This is a genomic window from Sutcliffiella horikoshii, assembly GCF_002157855.1.
Lineage (GTDB): Bacteria > Bacillota > Bacilli > Bacillales > Bacillaceae_I > Sutcliffiella_A > Sutcliffiella_A horikoshii_C.
The window spans coordinates 2,229,676-2,253,061 of sequence record NZ_CP020880.1 but is presented as its reverse complement, the minus strand read 5'-3'; the positions used below and the strand labels follow the sequence as shown (position 1 = coordinate 2,253,061).

Below are 23,386 nucleotides of genomic sequence, written 5' to 3'. Positions count from 1 at the left end.
GAGAAAAACAGATGAAACATATCAAACAAAAATGGGGAATCATAGGTCTTGTTTTCATTTTATTCATCGGAATAGTAACAGGATGTGGATCAACCTCAGAGCAAACGAATGGCAATTTAAATGATTCAGTCGTTGAAAATACAAGCGGTGAGGAGCAATCGCAGAACTCCGCCTTTCCTATCACTATAACGGACGATTCAGGTCAGGAAATCACCATTGAAACAGAACCAGAAACCATAGTTTCTATGCAACCAAGTAATACGGAAATCGCTTATGCTCTAGGTCTTGGAGATAGAATGATTGGTGTTTCCGATTATTGCAATTATCCAGCGCAAACCGCCGATGTGGAAAAAGTGGGAGGCCAAGACATGAATGCGGAAATGATTCTGACGTTGATGCCTGATGTGATTTTTGTGACGGATTATCATCACCAGAATCATGAGGCACTCCTGAAACAATATAGGGAAGCTGGAATAAGTGTTATTGTGATTGGTAGCGAATCCTCGTTTGCGGATGTATATGAAACAATCGAATTGATTGGAAAAGCAACGGGTACTTCGGGAGAAGCGGATAAGCTGGTTGCCGATATGAAAGAACGACTACTCGCAGTGCAAGAAAAAGCCAAGCAAGTGACGGAAGAGAAAAAAGTTTGGGTCGAGGTTTCTCCTGCTCCTGATATTTTTACGACAGGTCAAGGGACTTTCATGCATGAAATGCTGGAGTCCATTCAAGCGGAAAATGCTGCCGGCAATCAGGAGGGCTGGGTAAAACTTACGGAAGAAGAAATCGTACAGTTAAATCCAGATGTGATCATTACTACCTATGGCTATTATGTGGACAACCCAAAAGAGGGGGTCATGACTCGCTCCGGTTGGGAGGAGGTACCTGCCATTAAGAATGGAAATGTCCATGATGTGGACAGTGATACGGTAACAAGGCCAGGACCTCGTTTGATTGAAGGAGTGGAGCATCTTGCGAAACTTATCTATCCGGAAATCTTTGAATAATAGGCTGTTTTGGATATATCTTGGTAGCGGAGGGTTTGTACTTGGTGCAGCCCTCCTTGGTTTATTGAACAGCAGTGTTGCCATTCCAATTCCGACCATCTTGCACATTTTATCGGAAAATACACTTGGGAAGGGCTGGCTGCCCGACATTCCCAAGAATGAAGAAATGATCATTTGGCACATCCGCTTTCCCCGAGTGTTGCTGGCCATGTTTGTCGGGGCATCCCTTGCCCTTGCCGGAGCAGCTTTTCAAGGATTGTTGCGGAATCCCCTTGCTGATCCCTACACCATAGGGGTTTCCTCTGGAGCTGCATTGGGGGCGGTAGCCGTACTTTTCTTCAACATCTCCATTATTGGGCTGGGAGGCTTCACCCTTCCTGTTGTGGCCATTCTCAGCGGACTATTGTGTTTACTCCTTGTGTTTGGGCTAGTCAGGTTGAGCAGCCGGGGACTCGCAATCGAAACCATCATCCTAGCGGGAATCATCATCAGCGCGTTTATCAGCTCCATTATTTCATTGATCATTGCCCTTGGTGATAAAGAGTCTATGACTCAAATCATTTATTGGCTATACGGAAGTGTGGGGATGAGAAGTTGGAGCCATGTACAGCTTATTTTTCCGTTTATGATGGCCGGATCCATCCTTTTATTCCTGCATTATCGGGAATTGAATGCAATGGCCCTTGGGGAAGAGGCAGCAGATCATATCGGGGTGAATGTGAAAAGAGGGAAGATACTCATCTTATTTGGTGCTTCGCTTCTGACAGGTTCCGCTGTTGCGGTGTCTGGATCCATCGGTTTTGTGGGACTTGTGATCCCTCATTTAGTCAGGCTATTAATTGGGCCTAATCACCGACACGTACTTCCTTTATCTATGCTGATTGGCGGGGGATTTCTGGTATTGGCGGATCTATTCGCCAGAACCATCATTGCGCCAAAAGAACTGCCAATTGGTGTGATAACAGCGTTGATTGGTGCGCCAGTCTTTGCTGGTCTTCTTATTAGAGAAAGGATTGGAAAGGGGAAGAAGAATGATTGAACTAAAAAGGCTAGTTGGTGGATATAGCCCAGAAAAACCGATAATCAACGGTGTGGACCTGGCAATTAAGAGAGGCGATTTCTTTGCGCTTCTTGGACCAAACGGGAGTGGAAAGACAACCCTCTTCAAACTTGTGACAGGTCAGCTTCCTTTATTAGAGGGGGAACTGTTGTTATCAGGCAAACCACTATCTTCTTTTACAAAGTTGGAAAAAGCCAAAAAGATTGCGGTGCTCACACAGGAATTACAGGTTTCTTTCGATTATACTGTTGAAGAAATCATCAGTCTGGGACGATACCCACATCAAAAAGGTCTCCTTAAGAGCCTTAGCAAAAAAGACAAAGAAATCATGCAACAGGTGATGGATGTTACAGGGGTGACCATACACAAGAATAAGCAATTCCGCAAATTGAGTGGTGGAGAGAAGCAGCGGGTCTTACTTGCAAAGTCTCTTGCGCAGGAACCAGCGATACTTCTGTTGGATGAGCCAACCAATCATCTTGATATAAAGCATACCTTTCATATGTTGGATCTTATCAAGGAATGGCAACATACAAAAGGGCTTACTGTATTTGCCATCCTGCATGACTTGAATGTGGCATCTTTGTATGCTGATCGTTTGGCTCTTTTACATAATGGGAGATTTCTGGAGGTGGGGGATGCTGACACGCTCCGAAAAGAGGAGCAGCTCGAAAAAGTATATGATGTACTGATTAAAGCAGGGTCGCATCCGGTTGTCCCGAAGCCACAGCTTTTAATGACGCCAAAGTTGGAGGATAAAAAGGAAATTTATAGTTTTGATGATAATTTTAAATTTGACATGGATGATAAGTGCATCCATGTGCAATCCTTTAAGCCGTTAAGAAGCATCTCCAATGGAGTGATAGGAGAGGGAATCCAGTGGCATAGACATTTCTGCAACTTTCATGTGGAGAAAAATTATAACTGTGATAATCCTGTAAAAGATATCGAGGAATGGCTTTATCAAAAGAAAATTCCGACTGAGCAGTCAGTCGGAATGATGACCGCAGTAGAGCTTTCAGATGTTGTGATATACAAAAAAGAAATCAAGGGTATCGCGTTCATGGCAGTAATTACAGCCGGGGTAGGCAATGCGGTGGATATCACAAACATCGAATTGTGTCAGTCACCGGTGACCATTGGGACCATTAACATCATGCTTTTTATCGATGCGCATTTAACGGATGGCGGGCTTGTCAATGGAATGATGTCTGCCACCGAGGCAAAAGTAAAGGCGCTCCATGATTTGGAGGTACAGGATCCAATTTCGGGTACCATTGCAACAGGGACATCCACTGATGCCATGGTTCTCGCCTTCACCCAACAAGGTGAAAAAACACCTTATGCTGGATCTGGAACCCTTATTGGGAAGGGGATTGGTCACCTTGTCTATGAAGGGGTAACAAAAGCCATTCAAAAATACCGGAAAAGAATAGGTCAACATGCATGGTAGATAATGTGTTCTATTTAAATATGTTTGTTTTGGGAGCAGCGATTGTGTTGGAACTAATCTTGGGGGATCCGCGATGGCTGCCACATCCGGTGGTACAGATGGGAAAACTCATTTCTTTCTTGGAGAGATCCTTGAACAACGGTCAGAAGCGAAGGTGGAAGGGAGTTCTTCTGGCATTCATCGTGGTCCTCGCTGTTTATGGAATTGTATTCCTTGTGATAACGCTATCCTATAAGATTCATTTTTACGTAGGCGTTTTGTTGGAAATTTACTTTATATGGACAACCATCGCCATTAAGGGATTAGCTGATGCAGGAAAAAGTGTCTGGATCCCACTAATAAAAGGTAATTTGGAAGAAGCTAGGTTATCCCTTAGTATGATTGTCGGGAGGGATACAGAAAACTTGACAGACAGTGAAGTGGTCAGAGGGACGGTAGAAACCATAGCAGAGAATACAGTTGACGGCATTACTGCCCCTTTGTTTTGGGCAATGCTTGGTGGTGCCCCTCTTGCCATGGCATATAGAGCCGTTAATACTTTAGATTCAATGGTAGGGTATAAGAATGAAAGATTTCTGGATTTTGGATGGGCCTCGGCAAGGTTGGATGATATGGCTAACTTTATTCCCGCAAGGCTGACAGCTCTATCCATTTGGTTATCTTCTGTTTTTATTAAAGGCTCTAATAGAAAATCGGGATGGCTCATTACCATGCGTGATGCAAAGAAACATCCCAGCCCCAATAGCGGTTGGCCGGAAGCGATGACTGCAGGCTTGATGGGGATCCAGTTGGGTGGCTTAAATTATTATAAAGGTATTGAATCTAATAGGAAAACGATGGGTGATTTTCATAGAAAGCTAGTAGCAGGGGATATCCCTACATCCATCCTATATATGCATGGTGGTTGGAGCGTGTTTGTAGGCTTAGAAATTCTATTACTATTTTTATTGGGACAGAAATGAGGGTTGAGAGTGAAGTGGCCAGAACACGGAGGTCAGCCAGAAATGATGAAGAAACTCTTGAAAGCAGAAGAGCTGGAAGTCTTGGACTTTAGTGCGAATCTTAACCCCTTGGGGCCACCACAATGGCTGCAGAGGGAGTTGGAGGCACAGTGGAAAAAACTGCTGTATTATCCAGATCCGAACTATTCTTTTAGCACTAGTGCATTGGCTTGGATGGAAAGAATCCGGGATAAAGAAATCCTTCTGACGAATGGGGGAGCGGAAGCTATTTTCCTTGCAACAAAGTATTTTGAAGGAAAAAGGGCTGGAATTGTGCACCCAGCTTTTTCAGAATATGATCGGGCGTGCAGGCATTATCATCTACAGGTGACAGATATCTTAACATCGCATGAAGAGGATTTTCGATTGCCAATGAATCAACTCCTGGAATCATTACCTGATTTGGATGTACTCTTCCTTTGTCGTCCCAACAATCCAACAGGGGTGGTCATTTCCAAGGCGGAAATAAAAATGTTACTGGAACAAGGGCTTCATCATCAAACTTTCCTGGTTATAGATGAAGCGTTCGTAGATTTTGTCCCACATGAGGCACTTACTCCATTGTTAAAGGAATACCCTAACCTGATTTTACTACGCTCTTTGACAAAAATGTACACGATTCCTGGCCTTCGGTTAGGTTATATGATGGCCAGTGAAGCAGTCATAAATGAAATAAAGGATTTTCAGATACCTTGGAGTGTGAATGGTTTAGCAAGTGCAATCGCTCCACTTTTATTAAAGGATAAAAACTTTGTTGCCAAAACCGTCAGTTGGCTGGAAGAAGAGACAAGGAAGTTACGTGCTTTTATTGAAAGTAATGACTTTTATCTATCTAACAGTTCGGTTAACTTCTATCTCCTTCAGGATAAAAGAAACCCGGAGAAAACGGAGACACTTTTCACTTTCTTGTTCCAGCACGGTATTTTGGCAAGGCATACACATAATTTCAAAGGATTGGAAGGTAGCCATTTAAGGCTTGCCGTACGTTCGGAGGAAGAGAATGATAAATTGATTGCCATTTTAAAAAAATGGAGGGAGCAAAAATGATTATTTTTATCTCTGGAGGGGCTAGATCAGGAAAAAGTCATTTTGCCGAAAAGTTTGCTCTATCCCTTCATAAAAAAGATCCTTCTACCCATCTCGTTTATATAGCTACTTCAAAAAAAAGCGATAACGAAATGGAGAGAAGAATAACGATGCACAAGGCTCAGCGTGGTGGGGAGTGGGAAGTAGATGAGGTACCGGTAGAGGTTGGCAGAAGTATGATGCAAGCACGTAGGGGCGATGTGGTACTGCTGGATTGCCTGACCATCTGGCTTAGTAACATGCTATTTGCTGAAATTCCATGCAAAGGAGCAGAGCTGGTTCCAGTGGTTGAAGAGTGGATGACTATCGCAAGGGAAAAAAGGTTGACTCTGCTAATCGTTTCAAATGATCTGAACGAAGAACCTTCCTCACCGTATAAAATGGTCCGCTCCTATGTATATGCATTGGGATTACTTCATCAATATATTGTTAAACAATCTGATGTGGCGGTACAGGTCAGGGCTGGTATTCCAAAGTATTGGAAAGGAAAAGGGGTGTTATGTTGAAAAACAGCTTGTATGGTTTAGGCTTAGCTCTCCAATTTTTAACCAGGATTCCTGTACCTGTTGAGTGCCCTTGGAACAAGGAGACTAGCAGGTGGGCTCTAAGATGTTACCCCCTGACAGGTATGGTGCTGGGAGGAATTCTATTTATAACTGTAGCTCTTTTGAATGGTAATGTGCCAACTTGGATGATGGCATTGCTTATTTTGACCATCTGGATTTGGGTTACAGGAGGGCTGCATCTTGATGGCTGGATGGATGTGGCGGATGCTGTTGGTTCCAATGCAACACTTGAGAAAAAATGGGAGATCATGAAAGACCCACGGGTTGGAAGCTTTGGAATCTTAAGTTTATTGTTCCTGGTAGTATGGAAAACAGTTTTCATCTACTTACTACTACATGAATCTTATTTAAATACTATGTGTTTTTTGGTCATCCTTGCTTGTTCAAGAGGCATTGCGGTCTATTTGATGTATCTTTTTCCAACTGCTCAGCAAGAGGGACTAGCGTTTGAATGGAAGAAGAATATGACCAGGGGAGATTTGTTCGCCTCATTCCTGCCTATAGCTGCACTGTTATTACTTCTTCCAGAGTATTTTGTGCTACTGCCTGCGTACGTCTTATTCACATGGTGTTATGGCAAATGGATGATGAAACATTTTAAAGGAAGCAATGGTGACCTGATGGGGACAGCCATTGAAGGAGGAGAACTATGGGGGTTGATCGTTATGTGGATCTATATCTCATTCGTCATTGGATAACAGCTTGGAACAAAGACAAACGTTATCTGGGACATACAGATGAGAATATCATGATGGACGGGCTTGATGAATTGGATTTACTTAAAACAGAGCTTGAAGGTCTTTCATTTGATGCTATCTATTCTAGCGATCTAATAAGATGTCAAAGAACTTTGGAATACTTGCGTCTATGTCATTTTCCAAACCTTGATCTAAGATTAAGAGAAATGAATTTTGGAGATTGGGAAGGTAAGAAATATGAAGAGTTGAAGGAAGATTCTAGTTACCAGAAATGGCTTGATAATTGGGAATTGCATAGCACACCATCTGGTGAAAGCGGGCAAATGTTCCAAGATAGGGTGGATGCGTTTGTATCGGATATGCTGGATAAATACAGGTTCTCTGGGAAAAAAGCAACCATTCTGATAATGACCCACGGTGGAGTGATTCGGTACATGCTTCGTAAATTCAATGCAACAGAATCTTTTTGGGAATCGCCTGCTGTTGCACATGGAAAAGGCTTATTTTTAAAATTGGAAGACAAGGAAGGAGACTGGGTGTGCAACTCTTTATCGGTGGTGCCTATAGCGGAAAAAGAAAAATAGTGAGAGCCCTTCATTCCGGTGAACTAAACTGGGTATCCTCCTATTATGGTCATAACTTTACCGACTGGAAATCTTATTGGGAGAGAGATACCCTTATTGTTTTAGAGGGTTGGGAAAAATGGATAACGAAGGCTCTACTATCTGACCAAAATGATGATTCCATTCGGCAATTTTTTTATTCCTTTCTTTTGGAGTTGAAAGAGGAGGAACGTAAGACGGGTAACCAAGTAGTTATAATCATGTTGGAAATGGGTCGCGGAATTGTCCCCGTCAATAAACAGGAAAGAAGACTCCGTGACATAGCAGGATGGATTTTGCAAGATGCCGCAAAGCTTGCCGATGAGGTATACTATGTTTGGCATGGGATGAATGAAAAACTGAAGGAGCGAGTATAGATGTTTGAAAGGAAAGAAACAAAAACCCAGACTTTAAATCTGGGTTTTTGACTTTTCATACCACTGCTGCATTATCGAGAAGTCGGGAATAAACGTTGTACTACTTCTGTAAACTCATCAAAGATTCCAGCAACAGGTCTGCCTTCTCTAATATCATTCGTATAACCTTCCATACGATCGACAAACTCTGGATTTACAGATACATACACATTGCGGATGTTGCTATCTGATTTACGCACCTGATCTGCTATCTTCTTTTCCACATCTTTCGTTAATTCCTTTTTGCCTTTCCCTTCCAAAACAGCTGCCACATAGGCGTTGCGGTTAGTTATGAGAACACTGCAGGATTCTACCTCTTTTAAATCTGTAATATGTTTGGTAGCTTCATCTGCCACTTCAAGTCTTGGTTCGTTGGTATCATTAACTCTACGTGGGTTGATGTCACCATTTCTTACATTCCTATTGTAACGCCCCATGTTATCATAATTTACGTTTAGAGCGTCATCAGGATTGTCATTTCTTGCTGTACCATAGTCATCTACATTCCCACAGCCACTCATCACCATCGTCATGACTAGGCCAGTTACTAAAAATCCTTTAATGTTCATTTCTCTACACCTCTTTCATCATATTTACCTTTATGATTCAACAAGAGGAAAGGAATTATTCGGTTTTTTTGTTTGAGAATAAGGTAAGATAAGAATAAGTAAAGTTGTTTATGGGATGAAGAGAGGTTAGCTATGATAACATATGACACGCAAGAATATTTACATTTCTATAATTTACATACTTTGAGTTCTATACATACTGGTGAGATGCTTACCCATGAACACCACGATATTTTCATTCAGACATTATTACCTGAAAAGAATAAAGGACTAGTCACCATTGTCCATGGTTATCTTGATCATTCAGGAGCACTTTCAAATATCATTCAAACTTTAGTTTCCGAGGGATACGGTGTCATTACGTTTGATTTACCTGGCCATGGCCATTCAAATGGAGACCGGGGAGATATTAATGATTTCTCTGAATATGTCCAAGTCCTCCATGCCGTCCATTCTCACATCATACAAAAAGGAATAACTCATAAAAGATGGTCAATAATGGGACATAGTACAGGTGCTGCCATCATTCTAAATTACATGAACGAGTATGCATGCCCATTTGATAAGGTAATTCTGATTGCCCCCTTGATTCAGCCATATTTGTGGTCATTTTCAAAATTTGGTGTTAAACTCATTGGGGAGAAAAAATTTCATCTTCACAGGACATTTAGAAAGAACTCTTCAGACCAAGAGTATTTAGCACGTGTGAAGAAGGATCCTCTTCAATTCACGAAGTTACCTATTAGATGGCTTCAATCTCTAGAGCGGTGGAACAGCAGTCTGTCGAAACAACTTTCAGGGAGTGAGAAAGCCCTTTTTATCATTCAGGGAAATAAAGATACGACAGTTGATTGGAGGTATAATTTAAATTTTATTTTTAAAAAATACCCAAACTCCACATGTGTTCTTATCGATGGAGCTAACCATCAACTTTTTAATGAAACGGCAATGATCAGGGAAATAACTTTTACACATATTAAAAGATATTTATCAGCCATTGGGGATAATAAGGATAAAAGAGAATAAAGAATCATAAAAAAGGTGGAGTTATAACATGGAAGAAACAAAAGCAACAAACGTACAAGTAGGAGATACAATTCAGATTAATAAGGGTACTAAAAAAGGCAGTAAAGGGACAGTAATCGTTGTGAGAGACAGCTCGGTAATTGTTGAACTAGGCAAAAACCCCAATACTGGGGAACCGATACGTACCGTAATCAACCATAAAAATTATAAAGCACTATAAGCAAAAAAGCACCGGACATCAATCCGGTGCTTTTTTCGATTATATTATTGTGCAAATACGTGATTACCAATTGTCTTCGTTACTTTTCTTGTACGAATCCATTCATCACTTGTTTTGTCAGGGTTAAAGAAATACAGGGAGTTGTTGCCATCTCCACGGAAGGCAATCGCTTCTTCCACAGCTTTTAATGCTTCTTCATCTGCTGCTTTATCAATTTGACCATTGCCAACAGGTGAGAACTGATAAATTCCACCAGCAGACGTTTCATATACGACGTCCTTGATAGAGTCAGGGAATTGCTCACTATCTACTCGATTTAAAACTACTGTTGCCACAGCGACTTTACCTTCATACGGCTCGCCTTTGGATTCCGCATGTACAAGACGTGCCAACAATTCTTTATCGTCTTTTGATACTTTTTCTGGTAGTTGTAAAGCTTCTCCAGGAAAAATAAGATGGTTGTTTTTATCATTTAATTTTTGCATTTCCTTAACGGAAACACCGTACGTTTTACCTATATTCCATAGCGATTCGCCAGATTTTACTTTATGTGAACCAGCTGCTTGTGCATCAAATCCTGTTCCGGCTAATAATGCTACAGCTGCAGTAGAGATTGCAATAAGTTTTTTCATATAAAGAATTCCTCCTTGTGTTGTGTATAATCATCAACTCTCGGACACTCTAGAAAATATCGTAACAAGTATATACAACTATTGCACTGTATAAATGTTGGCATGGGATGATATATATTGTAGATATTACCTGTTTTTCACAATTAAGAGGATAATTATGGAACAAAGGTGGGAAAATAAGTTCATTACGCCAATTATATCCTAATTCAAATTGATGGGAGATGTTGTTTTGCGCTATATAGCAAAGTATCCAACAGCAGTCCACAGCTTTATTTTATCCTTGATGTTGATTCAAGGAACCTATCAAATGTTGCAAGCTCATTACGGAAGGGGAGTAGTACAGCTTTCGATTGGCATGATTATCTTGTTTTCTTATTTCATTCGCTATGAAATAAAGTTGGATGAAACTAAAGTCTTATACGAAATACTGTTTTTAGGTCATACGTTTTATTCAAAGTATCTAGCTGCCAGTGATATAAGGAAGATGGTTTTTAAACGAGTAGGATGGTCAGCAAGAGGGGCATTCATTTATACAGACAAACTTTTACCCATCCGATTAATAAATTTTAAACCTGATAATATGTATGATCAATTGCATCTGTTTGGAAAGAAAAATGGAATTTCCATAGTATGTCGGGAAGACTTTATAGAGCACAATCAAAATGTCACAAAAGAAAGCTGAAGCATACAATAGTAGCTCCAGCTTTTTAACGTTGTGCTCGTATTACACTTAATTCAATATGTTTCTGTGATTCATACGTTAGTTCTTCATGCTGGTGCATCACTTCAAAATACTTCTCTTCTATTATTTGAGAAGGGTTGATATCTGGTTCAGATGGTTCTAATTCTTCTATCTCTAGTGGAGTGATTTCCACCTTCTTAAATCCACATTGTTCAAGTGCTTCTTTCCAATCCTTTTCACTGAAAATATTAGGCATATTATAAAATTGCTTCATTTTGTCTTCCAACTCATGCTGCATGGTATCTTTCTTCGTCATTTCAAATGCTAGCAGAACACCGTCCTCTTTAAGCAATCGATGCAATTCAGGAAGTGTTTTGACTGTATCGGTAAAGGATAAAACAGATTCAGAAAGAATTAAATCAAAAGTGCTATCTCTAAACTCTGTTTTTTCAATATCCATTTGTAGGGCAGTTATCTCAGCTTGATGTTCTGTAAATCGATGGTTGGCTTTTTCAATCATTATTGGATGATTGTCGATGGGTGTAATATCTACGTTCATTGCATCCAGGAACAAAGACGTTTGTCCCGTGCCACAACCAATTTCGAGTAGTTTCTTATCTTCAAGACTTTCTTTTAATAGGATGGTTTTTGTAAGCTCCAACCCTCCAGGATGAGCACCACCAATCCCAAGTAAAGCCAGTAGATCCGTATACGCTTTATTACTCATACATTTTCACCTCACCTAATCATATGAGAAAACAGTTGTGTTTGTTCATTAATAAAAGATGAGGTAAAATAGTTGAGAGATAACTGTGGAGGTGCAAAACAAATGATACATAATTCTTGGGATAAAAAAGAAACGGTACAGCACGTAAAGTGTGTACATACAGACGCAAAAAAATATCTAGTGAGCAGTATGCTGACTGTCGGACAAACGTACGAAGTGAAAAATGAAACGGAAGAGTTTATTTTCGTAAAAGACAACAGCGGCCATATTGGCGGATATTATAAAACTTATTTTGAAAAAGCATAACATTTAATGATACAAGGCGCTCACACGTCTTGTTTTTTTGTATTTTCATTCGTTATTTGGATTAGACTTGAAAGATGAGGGGAAAAGAGTAGAGGGGTGACTTTTTTGAAAAATTTCATGTTAACTATTACCTTGTTGAGCGTTTTTATAACAGGTTGTAATTCTGTTGTGGAACCGAAAAATAACAATGAAGTATTAGAAACGAACGCAACACCTGACAAGGATGTGAAAACACAACAGTTTAGCGTTGATAACAAAGAAGTAATAGCGACCAATTTAAACGTGCCTTGGTCCATAACCAAATCAGGAGATGTATTTTTCATAACAGAAAGAACTGGGAAGATTCTAAAGATAGATAAAGCCGGCATGACGAGGGAAGATGTTCAGCTTGATAAGCAGTTATTAGTTTATGGGGAGGGTGGATTGCTTGGCATGGAACTTCACCCTGACTTTCAGGAGAATGGACTCGCGTTTGCTTATCATACATATGGGACGGAAGAAGCAGTGAACAATAGGATTGTTACGTTAAAATACGACGGGACAGCTTGGAAAGAAACAGAAGTTCTCTTGGAAAACATCGATGGCGCAATTTTTCACAACGGCGGCCGGATAAAAGTTGGGCCAGATGACAAGTTATATGTAACAGTTGGAGATGCCAATGAACCTGAGTCTGCACAAAATCAAGAGTTGCTAACAGGCAGCATTCTCCGCCTGAATCTGGATGGTACGGTACCTGAGGATAATCCAATTCCAGGATCATATGTTTACAGTTACGGCCATCGAAATCCACAAGGGTTAGCATGGGACAAAGATACAGGTGAGATGTATGCATCAGAGCATGGGCCTTCTGCATTTGATGAGATCAATCTTATTAAAAAAGGGAAGAACTATGGATGGCCAACTTATACAGGAGAAGAGCATGCGGAAGAAGTTGAAGCGCCATTATTTCACTCTGGTACAGATACTTGGGCTCCATCTGGCATTTTCGTAGAGAACGGAATTCTGTATGCAGCAAGCTTAAGAGGAGAAATGGTGAGAGCTTTTGACATTAGCTCGAAGCAACAATCTGTACTATGGAAAGAAAACGGACGAATTAGGGATGTGTGGAAGGAGGGGGATTCCATTTATTTTATAACCAATAACACAGATGGAAGGGGAAACCCTGTCCCAGAAGATGACCAGCTGATTAGGCTAGATTTATCATTAGATTAGTTAAAAAAAAGAATTTTAGTTGGTCATTTGCCACTATTGTAGGGGGAAGAAAACAAGATGAAAAACTATATAAAGAAAAATAAATTGCTGACTTTTATTCTAGTACTCATTTTTATTGTCATACTCACAAGTGTCTATCACAGTTATAAGCCTTTGCCGGAAGGGGTTTCATTTGAAGGAGACGTTCACTACGTTTCAGAAGTTGATTTCCTCTATGATATTACTTACGGTGATAAGGATGACTTTCAGAAGGAACATGCGATATTTGACCGTATATATGAAGTGATAGATGAAGCAGAAGAATTTATCGTAATAGACATGTTTTTATTCAACGGATATCATGATGGAGAAATGGATTACCCTCCGTTAAGTTCAAATTTATTGGAAAGTATTATTTCCAAAAAGAAAGAAAACCCAGATATGGACATTGTATTTATAACAGATGAAATTAATACGACTTACGGGTCACATGAAGCGGAAGAGCTCTCAACCCTTAAAGATAATGGTATTAGAGTAATTGAGACAAATGTTAAGGTTTTACGGGATTCTAATCCGCTTTATTCGGGTGTCTGGCGAGTATTTTTTCAATGGTTCGGTCAAGGTGGTTCAGGCTGGATTAAAAACCCGATGGCCGAAGATGCACCTGAGACAACCGTACGCTCCTATCTAAAACTTTTAAATATTAAAGCAAACCACCGAAAGGTAATTGCGACAGATAAAACCGCCATCATCTCATCAGCAAATCCACATGATGCCAGCGGACTCCATTCTAATACAGCATTTGAAGTGTCTGGAAACATTATTAATGATGTTTTAAAAACGGAACAGGCAATCCTTGATTTTTCCGGGGGTGGCACTTTACCGAAGTATAGTGGACAGGCGGAGAAAGGTGACATTGCAGTTCAGTTGTTAACGGAAAGAAAAATATTAGATCATGTTCTAGAAGAAATAAAAAAATCCAAAGATAAGGAAGAAATTTGGGTAGGGATGTTCTATCTTGCGGAGAGAAAGATCATCGAGGAACTAATTGCTGCTGCAGATCGAGGAGTAACGGTAAATTTAATTCTTGACCCTAATGAACATGCATTTGGCCAACAGAAAATTGGTCTTCCAAACCGTCCAGTTGCAGCAGAAATGGTAGAAGAAGGAAAAGGGAATATTGAATTAAGGTGGTACAATACCCAGGGTGAGCAATACCACCCTAAAATGATATATTTTAATCGGGCTGAAGAATCTACCATTATCGGTGGTTCTGCAAACTTCACAAGAAGAAATCTTTATGATCTTAACTTAGAAACTGATATAAAGATAACTGCCAATAACAACGAACAGGTAATGAAGGATATGGACGATTACTTTTTAAGGTTATGGAGCAATAAGGACGAGATGTACACTCTCCCATATGAAACCTATGAAGAGGACATACCTATTGTAAAGAAAGCTATGTACCGCCTTCAGAAAATATTTAGATTTACAACTTACTAATTAATGCAGTAGCCAAGTTAATTGGGGTGGAAGGGACAGGGAAGACCCCACAAGGCCTAGGGTGAGGAGGCTTCCGGACCGCCCATGGAAAGTGAAGCGCATGGAACGAAAATCAACAGTCAAATGTAATATTTGATATAAAAAAAGCTGTCCAGATTGCTGGACAGCTTATTGTATAGGTAACACATATAACAAAACAAAAAAGAAATGCAGTACAGTTCCGCCTAACACAAAAACATGCCAAACCGCATGATGATACGGAAAAGCCCGCCACACATAAAAAACAGCTCCTAAACTATAAACAACCCCACCAGCAACAAGAAAGGCAATACCTCCAGTCCCGACAGTAGAAGTAATATCATTCCAACCAAATACAGCCAGCCAGCCCATCAATACATACAGAAGGGTAGAAGCCAAAATAAACCTTTTTACAAAAAACACTTTAAAGACCGTTCCCGCTATTGCCAGTCCCCATACTATTCCAAAAAGTGTCCAACCTAGGGCACCATCCATAATAATAAGAGTAATGGGAGTGTAGCTTCCCGCAATAAAAAAGTAAATGGAGGAATGATCAAGTATTTCAAAAACGTTCTTGGCCTTTCCCTTAGGCAATGCATGTAATAATGTAGAGGCTGTGTAAAGCATAATCATGGTTATACCATAAACAATGAAAGTAGCCAGGTGAAGGGGAGTACCGTTGATTGCAGAGAACACAATCAATAAAACAAGTGCTGCAATACTTGTTAAAATTCCAATCCCGTGTGTGACTGTATTTGCAATTTCTTCTCCTTTTGAAAAGGTATGTGTTTGCGCCATTTTTATCATCTCACTTTTGTTGTTTAATGAACTAAACTAAATCTTCTTTTCCATCATAACAACTATAAGTACATTTTTCCAATAAAAAAGCATGTCATGAAAGTGAAATCCACTTTGCATGCCATGCTATTTAGGAGGGAAGTGCCGGTGTTGTTGTAATTGCTATCTATTTTATATAAAATACGTGGGAAAAGACTCGTTTTTATGGGAGTCTCAAATCCTTCGGTCATTTGGAGGCATGGTTTTTTACCAAAACTTCGGTCAAAATCGGAAAAACTTTGGTCAACTTTCGAAAAACTTCGGACAATTGCCGCGTTGACCACCGTCCATCTGTCCCCTTGCCCCACGTCGACTCCTCGTTATCCAACAATCTTACCCATTTTATAGAAGCGAATCTTCCGTAACTTTCACTTTTCTCAGTTTAATAAACCGAATGGTATGCAGGACAATTACTTTTGAAACTGCATAGGTTGGTACAGCTAGCAATAGGCCGAGCAGCCCAGCAAACTTACTAGCTACTAATAAAAGTAGAATAATTGTCAAAGGGTGAACATCCAATTTCTTGCCCATTACTTGAGGCGAGATAAAATTGCTCTCTATCTGTTGGACAATTACCACCACTACAAGTACCCATAATGCCATAATTGGTTCATCGAAAAAGGCTACGATAATACTTGGAATCGTACCGATAAAAGGGCCGATAAAAGGTATCACGTTAGTAAACATAGCGATCAAGGCTAACACGAGGGAATATTCCAATCCAATGATTAAAAACCCAATATAGATTAATACCCCAACAAATACACTGACGATGATTTGTCCTTGAATATAGGAACTCAAAGCAATATCCATGTCTTTCAGTACATTTCTACCTTCACGTTCATGTTGACGAGGTATAATCTTTAAGACTTGATCAGGTAATCGATCCCCATCTTTTAACATATAAAAAAGAACAAAAGGAATGACTACCAGCAGAATAAGGAATCCTGTAATGGCGCTGATGACATTTACTACATTAGAGCCGAACGCTGTAACATATGCGTTCAGGTTATCAGCAATCTTCCCTGAAATTTCCTCCAAAGAGAAACGTTCATCCTGCTGAAACCTTGCAACATATTCATTTTCTTGTAATTCAATTGTGTAATCTCTAATATCATTAATTATTTCCGGTGTATTCTTTACAAGACTATTAACCTGTTGTTGTAGAGTAGGACCAATAAGGAACAAAAGTAAAGTTATAAGTCCAATAAACATAAGGTAAATACTTAAGATTGCCAACGCTCTTGGTACATAGCGATCCGCAAGGTTAACAAGTGGTCTTAGTAAATAATACATAACACCTGCAAGAATAATTGGTGCAAATAGCGTGCTTATCATCACGGTGAGAGGGGTGAAGATAAAATCAACCAGTGATGCTAAGAAAATAATTAACAGTATGACAATAATTCCATAGCCAACTTTAAACCACTTCGTTTGCGGCATTCCTACACCTCATTCATTCTAAATATAATCGACCTATTAATTATATAGGTAAATGGTGAATAATACTAATACGAAACTATGTTAGGAAGGTTTCACAATTTGAAAAAAGCCCTTTAGAGAAAGGGCCTTTAACAACTTTAGGAATGAAGATCAGCTAATTGCTGTTGTACACTTACATCCTCTAAATATTCATCGTACGTCATTTGTTTATCAACCATACCTTTTGGTGTGATTTCAATGATTCTATTTGCAATAGTTTCGATGAACTGATGATCATGAGACGTGAAAATAATGGAGCCCTTGAAATTAATTAATCCATTATTTAGAGCAGTAATAGATTCTAAATCCAAGTGGTTCGTAGGGTCATCAAGCAATAGTACGTTTGACCCTGAAAGCATCATTTTAGAAAGCATACAACGTACTTTTTCCCCTCCGGATAGCACACTTGCTTTTTTCATTACTTCTTCACCAGAGAATAGCATTCTGCCAAGGAATCCACGCAAGAAGCTCTCAGTTTGGTCATTAGGCGAATACTGACGTAACCAATCCACAAGGTTCATGTCCACACCTTCAAAAAACTTTGAGTTGTCTCTTGGGAAGTAAGCTTGGGTAGTAGTGATTCCCCATTTAAAAGTTCCACTATCTGGTTCCATCTCACCAGAGATAATTTTCAAAAGAGTTGTATTTGCAATTTCATTTCCACCAACAAGGGCAATTTTATCATCTTTGTTCATGATAAAACTTACATTATCCAACACTTTTACGCCATCAATCGTTTTAGTTAAACCTTCGACACGTAAAAGGTCATTTCCAATTTCACGTTCGGGCGTGAAATTCACGTAAGGATAACGACGGGATGATGGTCTGATATCATCCAAAGAAATTTTATCTAAAAGTTTCTTACGTGATGTTGCCTGTTTGGATTTAGAAGCATTAGCACTAAATCGGGCAATAAAGGCTTGAAGTTCTTTAATTTTTTCTTCTTTTTTACGGTTCACATCAGATGCCATTCTTGATGCAAGCTGACTGGACTCATACCAGAAGTCATAGTTACCAACATAGATTTGAATTTTCCCATAATCCAAGTCAGCAATATGTGTACAAACTTTGTTTAAGAAGTGACGGTCATGGGATACAACAATGACTGTATTCTCAAAGTTGATAAGAAACTCTTCTAACCATTGAATAGCTTTAATGTCCAAGTGGTTGGTAGGCTCATCTAGTAATAATACATCAGGTTTACCAAATAGAGCTTGTGCCAATAGTACTTTTACCTTTTCGCCACCAGTGATGTCGGCCATTTTCTTTGTATGAAGATCTTCAGAAATTCCTAAACCTTTTAAAAGGATTGCTGCTTCTGATTCTGCTTCCCAACCATTTAATTCTGCAAATTCACCTTCAAGCTCTGCAGCTCTCATACCATCTTCATCTGAAAAGTCTTCTTTCATATAGATAGCATCTTTTTCTTGCATCACTTCATAAAGACGACTATGACCCATAATTACCACTTTAAGAACTTCATGTTCCTCATATTCAAAGTGGTTCTGCTTAAGGATAGCCATACGCTCATCCTTATTCATGGAAACATCACCGGTTTGAGCTTCCACTTCACCGGAAAGGATCTTTAAGAACGTTGATTTACCTGCACCATTTGCCCCAATTAACCCGTAGCAATTGCCAGGGGTGAATTTTATATTAACATCTTCAAATAACTTTCGATCGCCATAGCGTAATCCTATATTCGTAACTGTAAGCATGTAATTAGTTTCCTCCAAAATTAATGTCGTTGAAATTATACCATTAATTGAGGGCGTTGCAAAAGATTCATTTAGTATAGAAGCATTAATTATGTAAATAAATATGACCGGTCACCCATTTGACCGGTCATTTTGAGTTAGTAGCAATTAATAAACATAAATATAGGCCACCATTGGAGGGCTGTGATGTCCATTGTGATGAGAATGGGTAGAACAGATTAGTTTGTATACCCCAGCTTTGTCAAAACGTACATCAATTAATGTTTCCTCGCCCTTTTTAATAACCCCATTTATATCTGTTCCTTCAATGGAATATGGATGTTCACTGCCGTTTACCCCAAATATACTTAATGTAATTTCTTTACCTTTTGGTACGGTAATCGTACCAGGGTCAAAACGGTATGCTTCTATTTCTGTACCGTCTTCTAATTTCGTCTTAAATTCAGAAGTGATCATATTAAAAACCAGCATTTCTTCTTCAGAGGGTTTACCTGTTGTTGGGACTACCCCTTTGTTAACAACATACCATCCTCCTATTCCAGCGATTATACAAAGTATAATGGTAATAAGAAAGCTTTTCTTAATCACAAAAAATCTCATGTATTTAACACCCTCCCATTTAGCTTGTCTTCTTCTACTTAAATGTGTATGCAAGGGAAGAGAGTGGGTTGTCTATATTTTTTAAAAAAAGAAGATTTTTTTTATAGTAATCATTTTTACGGGACATACTAAAAAAAAATTAATCCTGGGAGGGGCAAGTCTAAATGGATAAGCAATTGTCATCGTCTGAAATAGGTAATTTGTGGATGACATATCAACAAAAAACGATGCTTGCGAGGCTTTTAGAGCATTTTCTTGCGAACAAACAAAATGAAGAAGTACATAATTTGGTTCAAACCTACTACAATCAAGAAATAAATTTTATCAATGAATTAACGGCACTTTTTAAGCAAGAAAAGATTGTAGTGCCTGTTGGGTATGTCGAAAGCGATGTAAAACCGTCCAGCAAGCCTTTGTATGACCAGTATTTCGATGCACTTTTCCTAAGAGTGATGATGAAAATAACCATCGGTCTCAATGCCTTGCATATTAGTATGTCATACCGACAAGACATCACTGATTTATACAAACGATTTTTTGACGTAGCTCAAAATACATATAACGAGACGACTCAGTTCTTATTGAAAGATGGGGTACTCACTCGTCCGCCAATGATTCCTATGCCTGAAAAGGTGGAGTTTGTAAAGGGAGAAGGCTATATGGCAGGCTTTAATATTTTCAGTGAAAAGAGGCCGTTGAATGCTATTGAAGTTTCCCTTTTGTATCAAGGTATTGAAACTAATGTACTTGGTTTTCAGTTGTTAAGAGGGTTTGAGCAGGTAAGCAAGGACAAAGAAGTGAAAAAGTATTTTGAAAAAGGGAAAGACCTGGCGAAACAAATAATTGATACTTTCAGTGACACACTTCTAAAAAGTGATATTCAGCCACCGATAGTTGCTTGGGGAAATCCTACCCTGTCAACTGAATCACCATACTCAGAGAAGCTCATGATGTACTTGACAAACCTGCTCAGCAGTTTTGGTCTAACAAGTAATGCTCTTGGCACATCGTTTAGCCTTCGATCGGATCTACCAATGAAGATGACATTAATTGCAAAAGATATATTTGATTATGCCAAAGATGGCGGAAAGTTGATGGTTAAGAACGGCTGGATGGAAGAGCCACCACAGTCATTAAAAAGCACGAAATAAGTAAAGCCGGGCAAATTGCTAAACTGCCCGGTTTTTTTATAGTTTTAGGAAATTATTAATAATCGAATTGCGGATAGTCTCAGAGTAATATCTGATCGTCGGGATGAAGACTTCAGTGACAAGAAATTAAAAGCAGAATTGGCATCATCTTTGTTATGAAGACCTCCGTGACAAGAAATCAGGAGGAGAAAGGTTCTCATCATCCGTATGAAGACTTCCGTAACAAGGAATTAAGAGGAGAGAAGTCCTCATCGGCCGTATGAAGACCGCAGTAACAAGGAATTAGGAGATGAGAAGTCCTCATCGACCGTATGAAGACTTCGGTAACAAGGAATTAGGAGGAGAAAGGTCCTCATCGGCCGTATGAAGACCGCAGTAACAAGGAATTAGGAGATGAGAAGTCCTCATCGCCCATATGAGGACCTTTGTGACGAGAAATCAGAAGGAAAGAGGTCCTCATCACCAATATCCTCTCGGTAAAATAGTTTTTTGTCCCAAAGGTGAATGAAGGCACCTTGTTGATTGGAGTGGAAGGCGCGTAGACGCCCGCGGGAGGAAGGGACAGGTGAGACCCCGGAAGACGAAGCCTGAGGGGGCTCACGGACCGCCCGCATGCAGCGAAGCGCCTGGAACGGAAATCAACTGTGTATATATACTTCCATAACTTTGAAAAAAGGCGTCCATAAGCGGACGCCTTTCGTTATTTTGGGAAAACTTTTGATCTGGTTAGGAAACGCACACCTTCAGGACCTTCTAGGGAGAACATGCCACCTCTTCCAGGTACAACATCAATAATCAGCTGTGTATGCTTCCAATACTCATACTGCTTTTTATTCATGTAGAAGGGAGCAGTGCCTATTTCGCCAAGAAGAACATCAGAATCTCCAATCATAAAGTCTTCCTTTGGATAGCACATAGGAGAGCTGCCATCGCAACAGCCCCCAGATTGATGGAATAGTACAGGTCCATGTTTGCCTACTAGCTTTTCAATCAGTTCAAGGGCAGCTTCAGTAGCCAGTACTTTTTCCATTTTAAAAGAATCCTAATTTTTTTGGACTGTAGCTTACTAAAAGATTCTTCGTTTGCTGGTAGTGGGAAAGCATCATCTTATGGTTTTCACGGCCGATTCCACTCATTTTGTATCCTCCAAATGCGGCGTTGGCAGGGTAGGCATGATAGCAGTTTGTCCACACGCGACCTGCTTCAATTTGGCGACCAAAACGATAGGCAGTATTAACGTCTCTAGTCCAAACTCCTGCACCAAGACCGTAAAGACTATTATTCGCAATTTCCAAAGCTTCTTCCGCCGTTTTGAAAGTAGTGACCGACACTACAGGACCAAAAATCTCTTCCTGGAAAATTCTCATCTTATTATCGCCTTTAAAAACGGTAGGTTTCACATAATAACCATTCGCAAGGTCGCCTTCAAGCATATTTCGTTCCCCACCAGCAAGTAGCTCTGCACCTTCTTCTTTCCCAATTTCGAGATAGGAGAGGATTTTCTCTAACTGTTCAGACGAGGCCTGAGCACCTATCATCGTTTCCGTATCAAGTGGGTTACCTTGTTTGATTTGAGATACTCGCTCAAGTGCACGCTCCATAAACTTATCATAAATAGATTCATGAATCAGGGCACGGGAAGGGCATGTACATACTTCTCCTTGGTTAAGTGCAAACATAACAAAGCCTTCGACTGCTTTATCAAAGAAATCATCATCGGCAGCCAATACGTCTTCAAAGAAGATGTTCGGGGATTTCCCGCCAAGCTCAAGTGTTACAGGAATAATGTTTTGAGAAGCATATTGCATAATTAAACGACCGGTTGTCGTTTCTCCTGTAAAGGCAATCTTTGCAATACGGTCACTGGAGGCCAAAGGTTTTCCAGCTTCAACACCGAATCCATTTACAATATTCAACACGCCTGGAGGTAGAAGATCTGAAATCAGTTCTGTTAGTACCATGATGGAAGCAGGTGTCTGCTCAGCAGGCTTTAACACGACACAGTTACCAGCAGCAAGAGCTGGAGCTAGCTTCCAAGTGGCCATTAATAATGGAAAATTCCATGGGATAATTTGACCGACTACTCCAAGCGGTTCATGGAAGTGGTAAGCAATCGTGTCATTATCAATTTCTCCAAGCGAGCCTTCTTGAGCTCTAATACAACCTGCAAAATATCTAAAGTGATCAACCGCAAGAGGGAGGTCTGCTGCCAAAGTTTCACGTACTGGTTTTCCGTTCTCCCACGTTTCCGCAACTGCCAGCATCTCCAAGTTTTCTTCCATACGGTCAGCAATTTTATTAAGAATGTTGGCTCTTTCAGCTACGGAAGTTTGTCCCCAAGCTGACTTTGCTTTATGTGCTGCATCTAATGCCAATTCAATGTCTTCTGCAGTAGAACGGGCAACTTCACAAAATACTTGACCTGTAACGGGAGTGACGTTTTCAAAGTATTCTCCTTTGACTGGAGCAACCCATTCGCCACCAATATAGTTATCATATCGATTTTTATAAGTAACTTTTGAATCTTTTTCACCTGGGTTAGCATAAATCATTTGAAAATTCCTCCTCGAAATAGATTAATAGATTAGCATTCAAAACCTCAATATGTAAGCGTATACAATTTGCAACAAAAAAGAAGAGGTTAGACAACCTATTGTATAATGAATTTTAAACATTCTGATAATAAAATGCAAGAGAAAAGAATTTCTACCATCATTAACGGTTATTTGAGTCAACCTCACTTTGGTTGCAGGTCACCCTTTGTTCAGTTAAAATGAAATGGAAACTTAGAATACTCCTTCATCTATTTAACTCCAATATCCTTCAAAAACA

Annotated in this window: 25 protein-coding genes; 16 read left to right on the top strand and 9 right to left on the bottom strand. The window is 39.8% G+C overall.

Features of this window, described 5'->3' with window-relative positions:
• Positions 1-11 precede the first annotated feature (11 nt).
• Genes B4U37_RS11570 through B4U37_RS11530 form a run of 9 tightly spaced genes read left to right on the top strand, consistent with a single transcriptional unit; the run spans position 12 to position 7,850 of the window.
• A complete protein-coding gene (locus tag B4U37_RS11570; protein ID WP_088018350.1) occupies positions 12-1,007 on the top strand; it encodes an ABC transporter substrate-binding protein in 996 nt (331 codons plus the stop codon).
• Positions 973-2,046: a FecCD family ABC transporter permease gene (locus tag B4U37_RS11565; protein ID WP_088018349.1), complete on the top strand. Its 1,074-nt coding sequence runs from the start codon at positions 973-975 to the stop codon at positions 2,044-2,046. Before B4U37_RS11570 ends, B4U37_RS11565 begins: the two co-directional genes overlap by 35 nt.
• Positions 2,039-3,520 (top strand): adenosylcobinamide amidohydrolase, encoded by a 1,482-nt coding sequence (locus B4U37_RS11560; RefSeq protein WP_088018348.1) that lies wholly within the window; start codon positions 2,039-2,041, stop codon positions 3,518-3,520. The genes B4U37_RS11565 and B4U37_RS11560 overlap by 8 nt, the downstream gene beginning before the upstream one ends.
• 20 nt (positions 3,521-3,540) lie before the next feature.
• Complete coding sequence (gene cbiB, locus B4U37_RS11555) at positions 3,541-4,482, top strand: adenosylcobinamide-phosphate synthase CbiB (protein WP_245839962.1); 942 nt, start codon at positions 3,541-3,543, stop codon at positions 4,480-4,482.
• Between the two features lie 9 nt (positions 4,483-4,491).
• Positions 4,492-5,568 carry a threonine-phosphate decarboxylase CobD gene (gene cobD, locus B4U37_RS11550; protein WP_088018346.1) on the top strand — a complete coding sequence of 359 codons (1,077 nt, stop codon included), beginning with the start codon at positions 4,492-4,494 and terminating at the stop codon, positions 5,566-5,568.
• Complete coding sequence (locus B4U37_RS11545) at positions 5,565-6,113, top strand: bifunctional adenosylcobinamide kinase/adenosylcobinamide-phosphate guanylyltransferase (protein WP_198317020.1); 549 nt, start codon at positions 5,565-5,567, stop codon at positions 6,111-6,113. The genes cobD and B4U37_RS11545 overlap by 4 nt, the downstream gene beginning before the upstream one ends.
• The gene (gene cobS / locus B4U37_RS11540; protein ID WP_245839960.1) at positions 6,107-6,871 is read left to right on the top strand and encodes an adenosylcobinamide-GDP ribazoletransferase; all 765 of its coding nucleotides are present in this window, start codon (positions 6,107-6,109) and stop codon (positions 6,869-6,871) included. Before B4U37_RS11545 ends, cobS begins: the two co-directional genes overlap by 7 nt.
• Positions 6,823-7,455 carry a histidine phosphatase family protein gene (locus B4U37_RS11535; RefSeq protein WP_088018344.1) on the top strand — a complete coding sequence of 211 codons (633 nt, stop codon included), beginning with the start codon at positions 6,823-6,825 and terminating at the stop codon, positions 7,453-7,455. The genes cobS and B4U37_RS11535 overlap by 49 nt, the downstream gene beginning before the upstream one ends.
• On the top strand, positions 7,410-7,850 hold the full coding sequence (locus B4U37_RS11530) for a bifunctional adenosylcobinamide kinase/adenosylcobinamide-phosphate guanylyltransferase (protein WP_088018343.1): 441 nt from the start codon (positions 7,410-7,412) through the stop codon (positions 7,848-7,850). The genes B4U37_RS11535 and B4U37_RS11530 overlap by 46 nt, the downstream gene beginning before the upstream one ends.
• A 71-nt stretch (positions 7,851-7,921) precedes the next feature.
• On the opposite strand, the gene B4U37_RS11525 is transcribed toward B4U37_RS11530, so the two are convergent.
• Positions 7,922-8,458 carry a YhcN/YlaJ family sporulation lipoprotein gene (locus tag B4U37_RS11525; protein ID WP_088018342.1) on the bottom strand — a complete coding sequence of 179 codons (537 nt, stop codon included), beginning with the start codon at positions 8,456-8,458 and terminating at the stop codon, positions 7,922-7,924.
• A 132-nt stretch (positions 8,459-8,590) separates the two neighbouring features.
• Between B4U37_RS11525 and B4U37_RS11520 the strand changes: the two genes are divergently transcribed.
• Both B4U37_RS11520 and B4U37_RS11515 read left to right on the top strand, forming a co-directional pair.
• On the top strand, positions 8,591-9,484 hold the full coding sequence (locus tag B4U37_RS11520; RefSeq protein ID WP_088018341.1) for an alpha/beta hydrolase: 894 nt from the start codon (positions 8,591-8,593) through the stop codon (positions 9,482-9,484).
• A 28-nt stretch (positions 9,485-9,512) separates the two neighbouring features.
• A complete protein-coding gene (locus B4U37_RS11515; protein WP_060663773.1) occupies positions 9,513-9,704 on the top strand; it encodes a DUF2187 family protein in 192 nt (63 codons plus the stop codon).
• Between the two features lie 44 nt (positions 9,705-9,748).
• Here the strand turns inward: B4U37_RS11515 and B4U37_RS11510 are convergent, their stop codons facing one another.
• Positions 9,749-10,336, bottom strand: a complete 588-nt coding sequence (locus B4U37_RS11510; protein ID WP_088018340.1) for a cell wall hydrolase — start codon at positions 10,334-10,336, stop codon at positions 9,749-9,751.
• A gap of 214 nt (positions 10,337-10,550) precedes the next feature.
• Between B4U37_RS11510 and B4U37_RS11505 the strand changes: the two genes are divergently transcribed.
• Entirely contained in the window at positions 10,551-11,018 is a 468-nt protein-coding gene (locus tag B4U37_RS11505) for a hypothetical protein (RefSeq protein ID WP_157663773.1), read from the top strand.
• Between the two features lie 25 nt (positions 11,019-11,043).
• Here B4U37_RS11505 and B4U37_RS11500 read toward each other — a convergent pair whose 3' ends face one another.
• Complete coding sequence (locus B4U37_RS11500) at positions 11,044-11,745, bottom strand: class I SAM-dependent methyltransferase (protein ID WP_088018338.1); 702 nt, start codon at positions 11,743-11,745, stop codon at positions 11,044-11,046.
• A gap of 102 nt (positions 11,746-11,847) precedes the next feature.
• On the opposite strand from B4U37_RS11500, the gene B4U37_RS11495 reads away from it, so the two are divergent.
• From B4U37_RS11495 to B4U37_RS11485, 3 genes are all read left to right on the top strand, one after another.
• On the top strand, positions 11,848-12,051 hold the full coding sequence (locus B4U37_RS11495) for a DUF6501 family protein (protein ID WP_088018337.1): 204 nt from the start codon (positions 11,848-11,850) through the stop codon (positions 12,049-12,051).
• A 105-nt stretch (positions 12,052-12,156) separates the two neighbouring features.
• Entirely contained in the window at positions 12,157-13,263 is a 1,107-nt protein-coding gene (locus B4U37_RS11490) for a PQQ-dependent sugar dehydrogenase (RefSeq protein WP_088018336.1), read from the top strand.
• A 57-nt stretch (positions 13,264-13,320) separates the two neighbouring features.
• A complete protein-coding gene (locus B4U37_RS11485) occupies positions 13,321-14,748 on the top strand; it encodes a phospholipase D family protein (RefSeq protein ID WP_088018335.1) in 1,428 nt (475 codons plus the stop codon).
• 168 nt (positions 14,749-14,916) lie between these two features.
• Here the strand turns inward: B4U37_RS11485 and trhA are convergent, their stop codons facing one another.
• The 4 genes from trhA to B4U37_RS11460 form a co-directional block, all read right to left on the bottom strand.
• Entirely contained in the window at positions 14,917-15,564 is a 648-nt protein-coding gene (gene trhA / locus B4U37_RS11480) for a PAQR family membrane homeostasis protein TrhA (RefSeq protein ID WP_088018334.1), read from the bottom strand.
• 381 nt (positions 15,565-15,945) lie between these two features.
• Positions 15,946-17,046: an AI-2E family transporter gene (locus tag B4U37_RS11470; protein ID WP_088018332.1), complete on the bottom strand. Its 1,101-nt coding sequence runs from the start codon at positions 17,044-17,046 to the stop codon at positions 15,946-15,948.
• Between the two features lie 137 nt (positions 17,047-17,183).
• Positions 17,184-18,803, bottom strand: a complete 1,620-nt coding sequence (locus B4U37_RS11465; RefSeq protein WP_088018331.1) for an ABC-F family ATP-binding cassette domain-containing protein — start codon at positions 18,801-18,803, stop codon at positions 17,184-17,186.
• 147 nt (positions 18,804-18,950) lie between these two features.
• On the bottom strand, positions 18,951-19,403 hold the full coding sequence (locus B4U37_RS11460; RefSeq protein ID WP_088018330.1) for a cupredoxin domain-containing protein: 453 nt from the start codon (positions 19,401-19,403) through the stop codon (positions 18,951-18,953).
• Positions 19,404-19,567: 164 nt separating this feature from the next.
• On the opposite strand from B4U37_RS11460, the gene B4U37_RS11455 reads away from it, so the two are divergent.
• On the top strand, positions 19,568-20,554 hold the full coding sequence (locus B4U37_RS11455; protein WP_088018329.1) for a DUF3231 family protein: 987 nt from the start codon (positions 19,568-19,570) through the stop codon (positions 20,552-20,554).
• Positions 20,555-21,254: 700 nt separating this feature from the next.
• On the opposite strand, the gene B4U37_RS11450 is transcribed toward B4U37_RS11455, so the two are convergent.
• Entirely contained in the window at positions 21,255-21,584 is a 330-nt protein-coding gene (locus B4U37_RS11450) for a DUF779 domain-containing protein (protein WP_088018328.1), read from the bottom strand.
• Between the two features lies 1 nt (position 21,585).
• Positions 21,586-23,106 (bottom strand): aldehyde dehydrogenase, encoded by a 1,521-nt coding sequence (gene adh, locus B4U37_RS11445; protein WP_088018327.1) that lies wholly within the window; start codon positions 23,104-23,106, stop codon positions 21,586-21,588.
• Positions 23,107-23,386: the final 280 nt, after the last annotated feature.

Excerpts from the sequence above, each read along its gene's own strand:
- B4U37_RS11570 (WP_088018350.1), top strand. The coding sequence starts at position 12 with ATGAAACATATCAAACAAAAATGGGGAATCATAGGTCTTGTTTTCATT.
- B4U37_RS11560 (WP_088018348.1), top strand. The coding sequence starts at position 2,039 with ATGATTGAACTAAAAAGGCTAGTTGGTGGATATAGCCCAGAAAAACCG.
- cbiB (WP_245839962.1), top strand. The coding sequence starts at position 3,541 with ATGTTTGTTTTGGGAGCAGCGATTGTGTTGGAACTAATCTTGGGGGAT.
- B4U37_RS11545 (WP_198317020.1), top strand. The coding sequence starts at position 5,565 with ATGATTATTTTTATCTCTGGAGGGGCTAGATCAGGAAAAAGTCATTTT.
- cobS (WP_245839960.1), top strand. The coding sequence starts at position 6,107 with ATGTTGAAAAACAGCTTGTATGGTTTAGGCTTAGCTCTCCAATTTTTA.
- B4U37_RS11535 (WP_088018344.1), top strand. The coding sequence starts at position 6,823 with ATGGGGGTTGATCGTTATGTGGATCTATATCTCATTCGTCATTGGATA.
- B4U37_RS11525 (WP_088018342.1), bottom strand. The coding sequence starts at position 8,458 with ATGAACATTAAAGGATTTTTAGTAACTGGCCTAGTCATGACGATGGTG.
- B4U37_RS11520 (WP_088018341.1), top strand. The coding sequence starts at position 8,591 with ATGATAACATATGACACGCAAGAATATTTACATTTCTATAATTTACAT.
- B4U37_RS11515 (WP_060663773.1), top strand. The coding sequence starts at position 9,513 with ATGGAAGAAACAAAAGCAACAAACGTACAAGTAGGAGATACAATTCAG.
- B4U37_RS11510 (WP_088018340.1), bottom strand. The coding sequence starts at position 10,336 with ATGAAAAAACTTATTGCAATCTCTACTGCAGCTGTAGCATTATTAGCC.
- B4U37_RS11505 (WP_157663773.1), top strand. The coding sequence starts at position 10,551 with ATGGGAGATGTTGTTTTGCGCTATATAGCAAAGTATCCAACAGCAGTC.
- B4U37_RS11500 (WP_088018338.1), bottom strand. The coding sequence starts at position 11,745 with ATGAGTAATAAAGCGTATACGGATCTACTGGCTTTACTTGGGATTGGT.
- B4U37_RS11495 (WP_088018337.1), top strand. The coding sequence starts at position 11,848 with ATGATACATAATTCTTGGGATAAAAAAGAAACGGTACAGCACGTAAAG.
- B4U37_RS11485 (WP_088018335.1), top strand. The coding sequence starts at position 13,321 with ATGAAAAACTATATAAAGAAAAATAAATTGCTGACTTTTATTCTAGTA.
- trhA (WP_088018334.1), bottom strand. The coding sequence starts at position 15,564 with ATGGCGCAAACACATACCTTTTCAAAAGGAGAAGAAATTGCAAATACA.
- B4U37_RS11470 (WP_088018332.1), bottom strand. The coding sequence starts at position 17,046 with ATGCCGCAAACGAAGTGGTTTAAAGTTGGCTATGGAATTATTGTCATA.
- B4U37_RS11465 (WP_088018331.1), bottom strand. The coding sequence starts at position 18,803 with ATGCTTACAGTTACGAATATAGGATTACGCTATGGCGATCGAAAGTTA.
- B4U37_RS11460 (WP_088018330.1), bottom strand. The coding sequence starts at position 19,403 with ATGAGATTTTTTGTGATTAAGAAAAGCTTTCTTATTACCATTATACTT.
- B4U37_RS11455 (WP_088018329.1), top strand. The coding sequence starts at position 19,568 with ATGGATAAGCAATTGTCATCGTCTGAAATAGGTAATTTGTGGATGACA.
- B4U37_RS11450 (WP_088018328.1), bottom strand. The coding sequence starts at position 21,584 with ATGGAAAAAGTACTGGCTACTGAAGCTGCCCTTGAACTGATTGAAAAG.
- adh (WP_088018327.1), bottom strand. The coding sequence starts at position 23,106 with ATGATTTATGCTAACCCAGGTGAAAAAGATTCAAAAGTTACTTATAAA.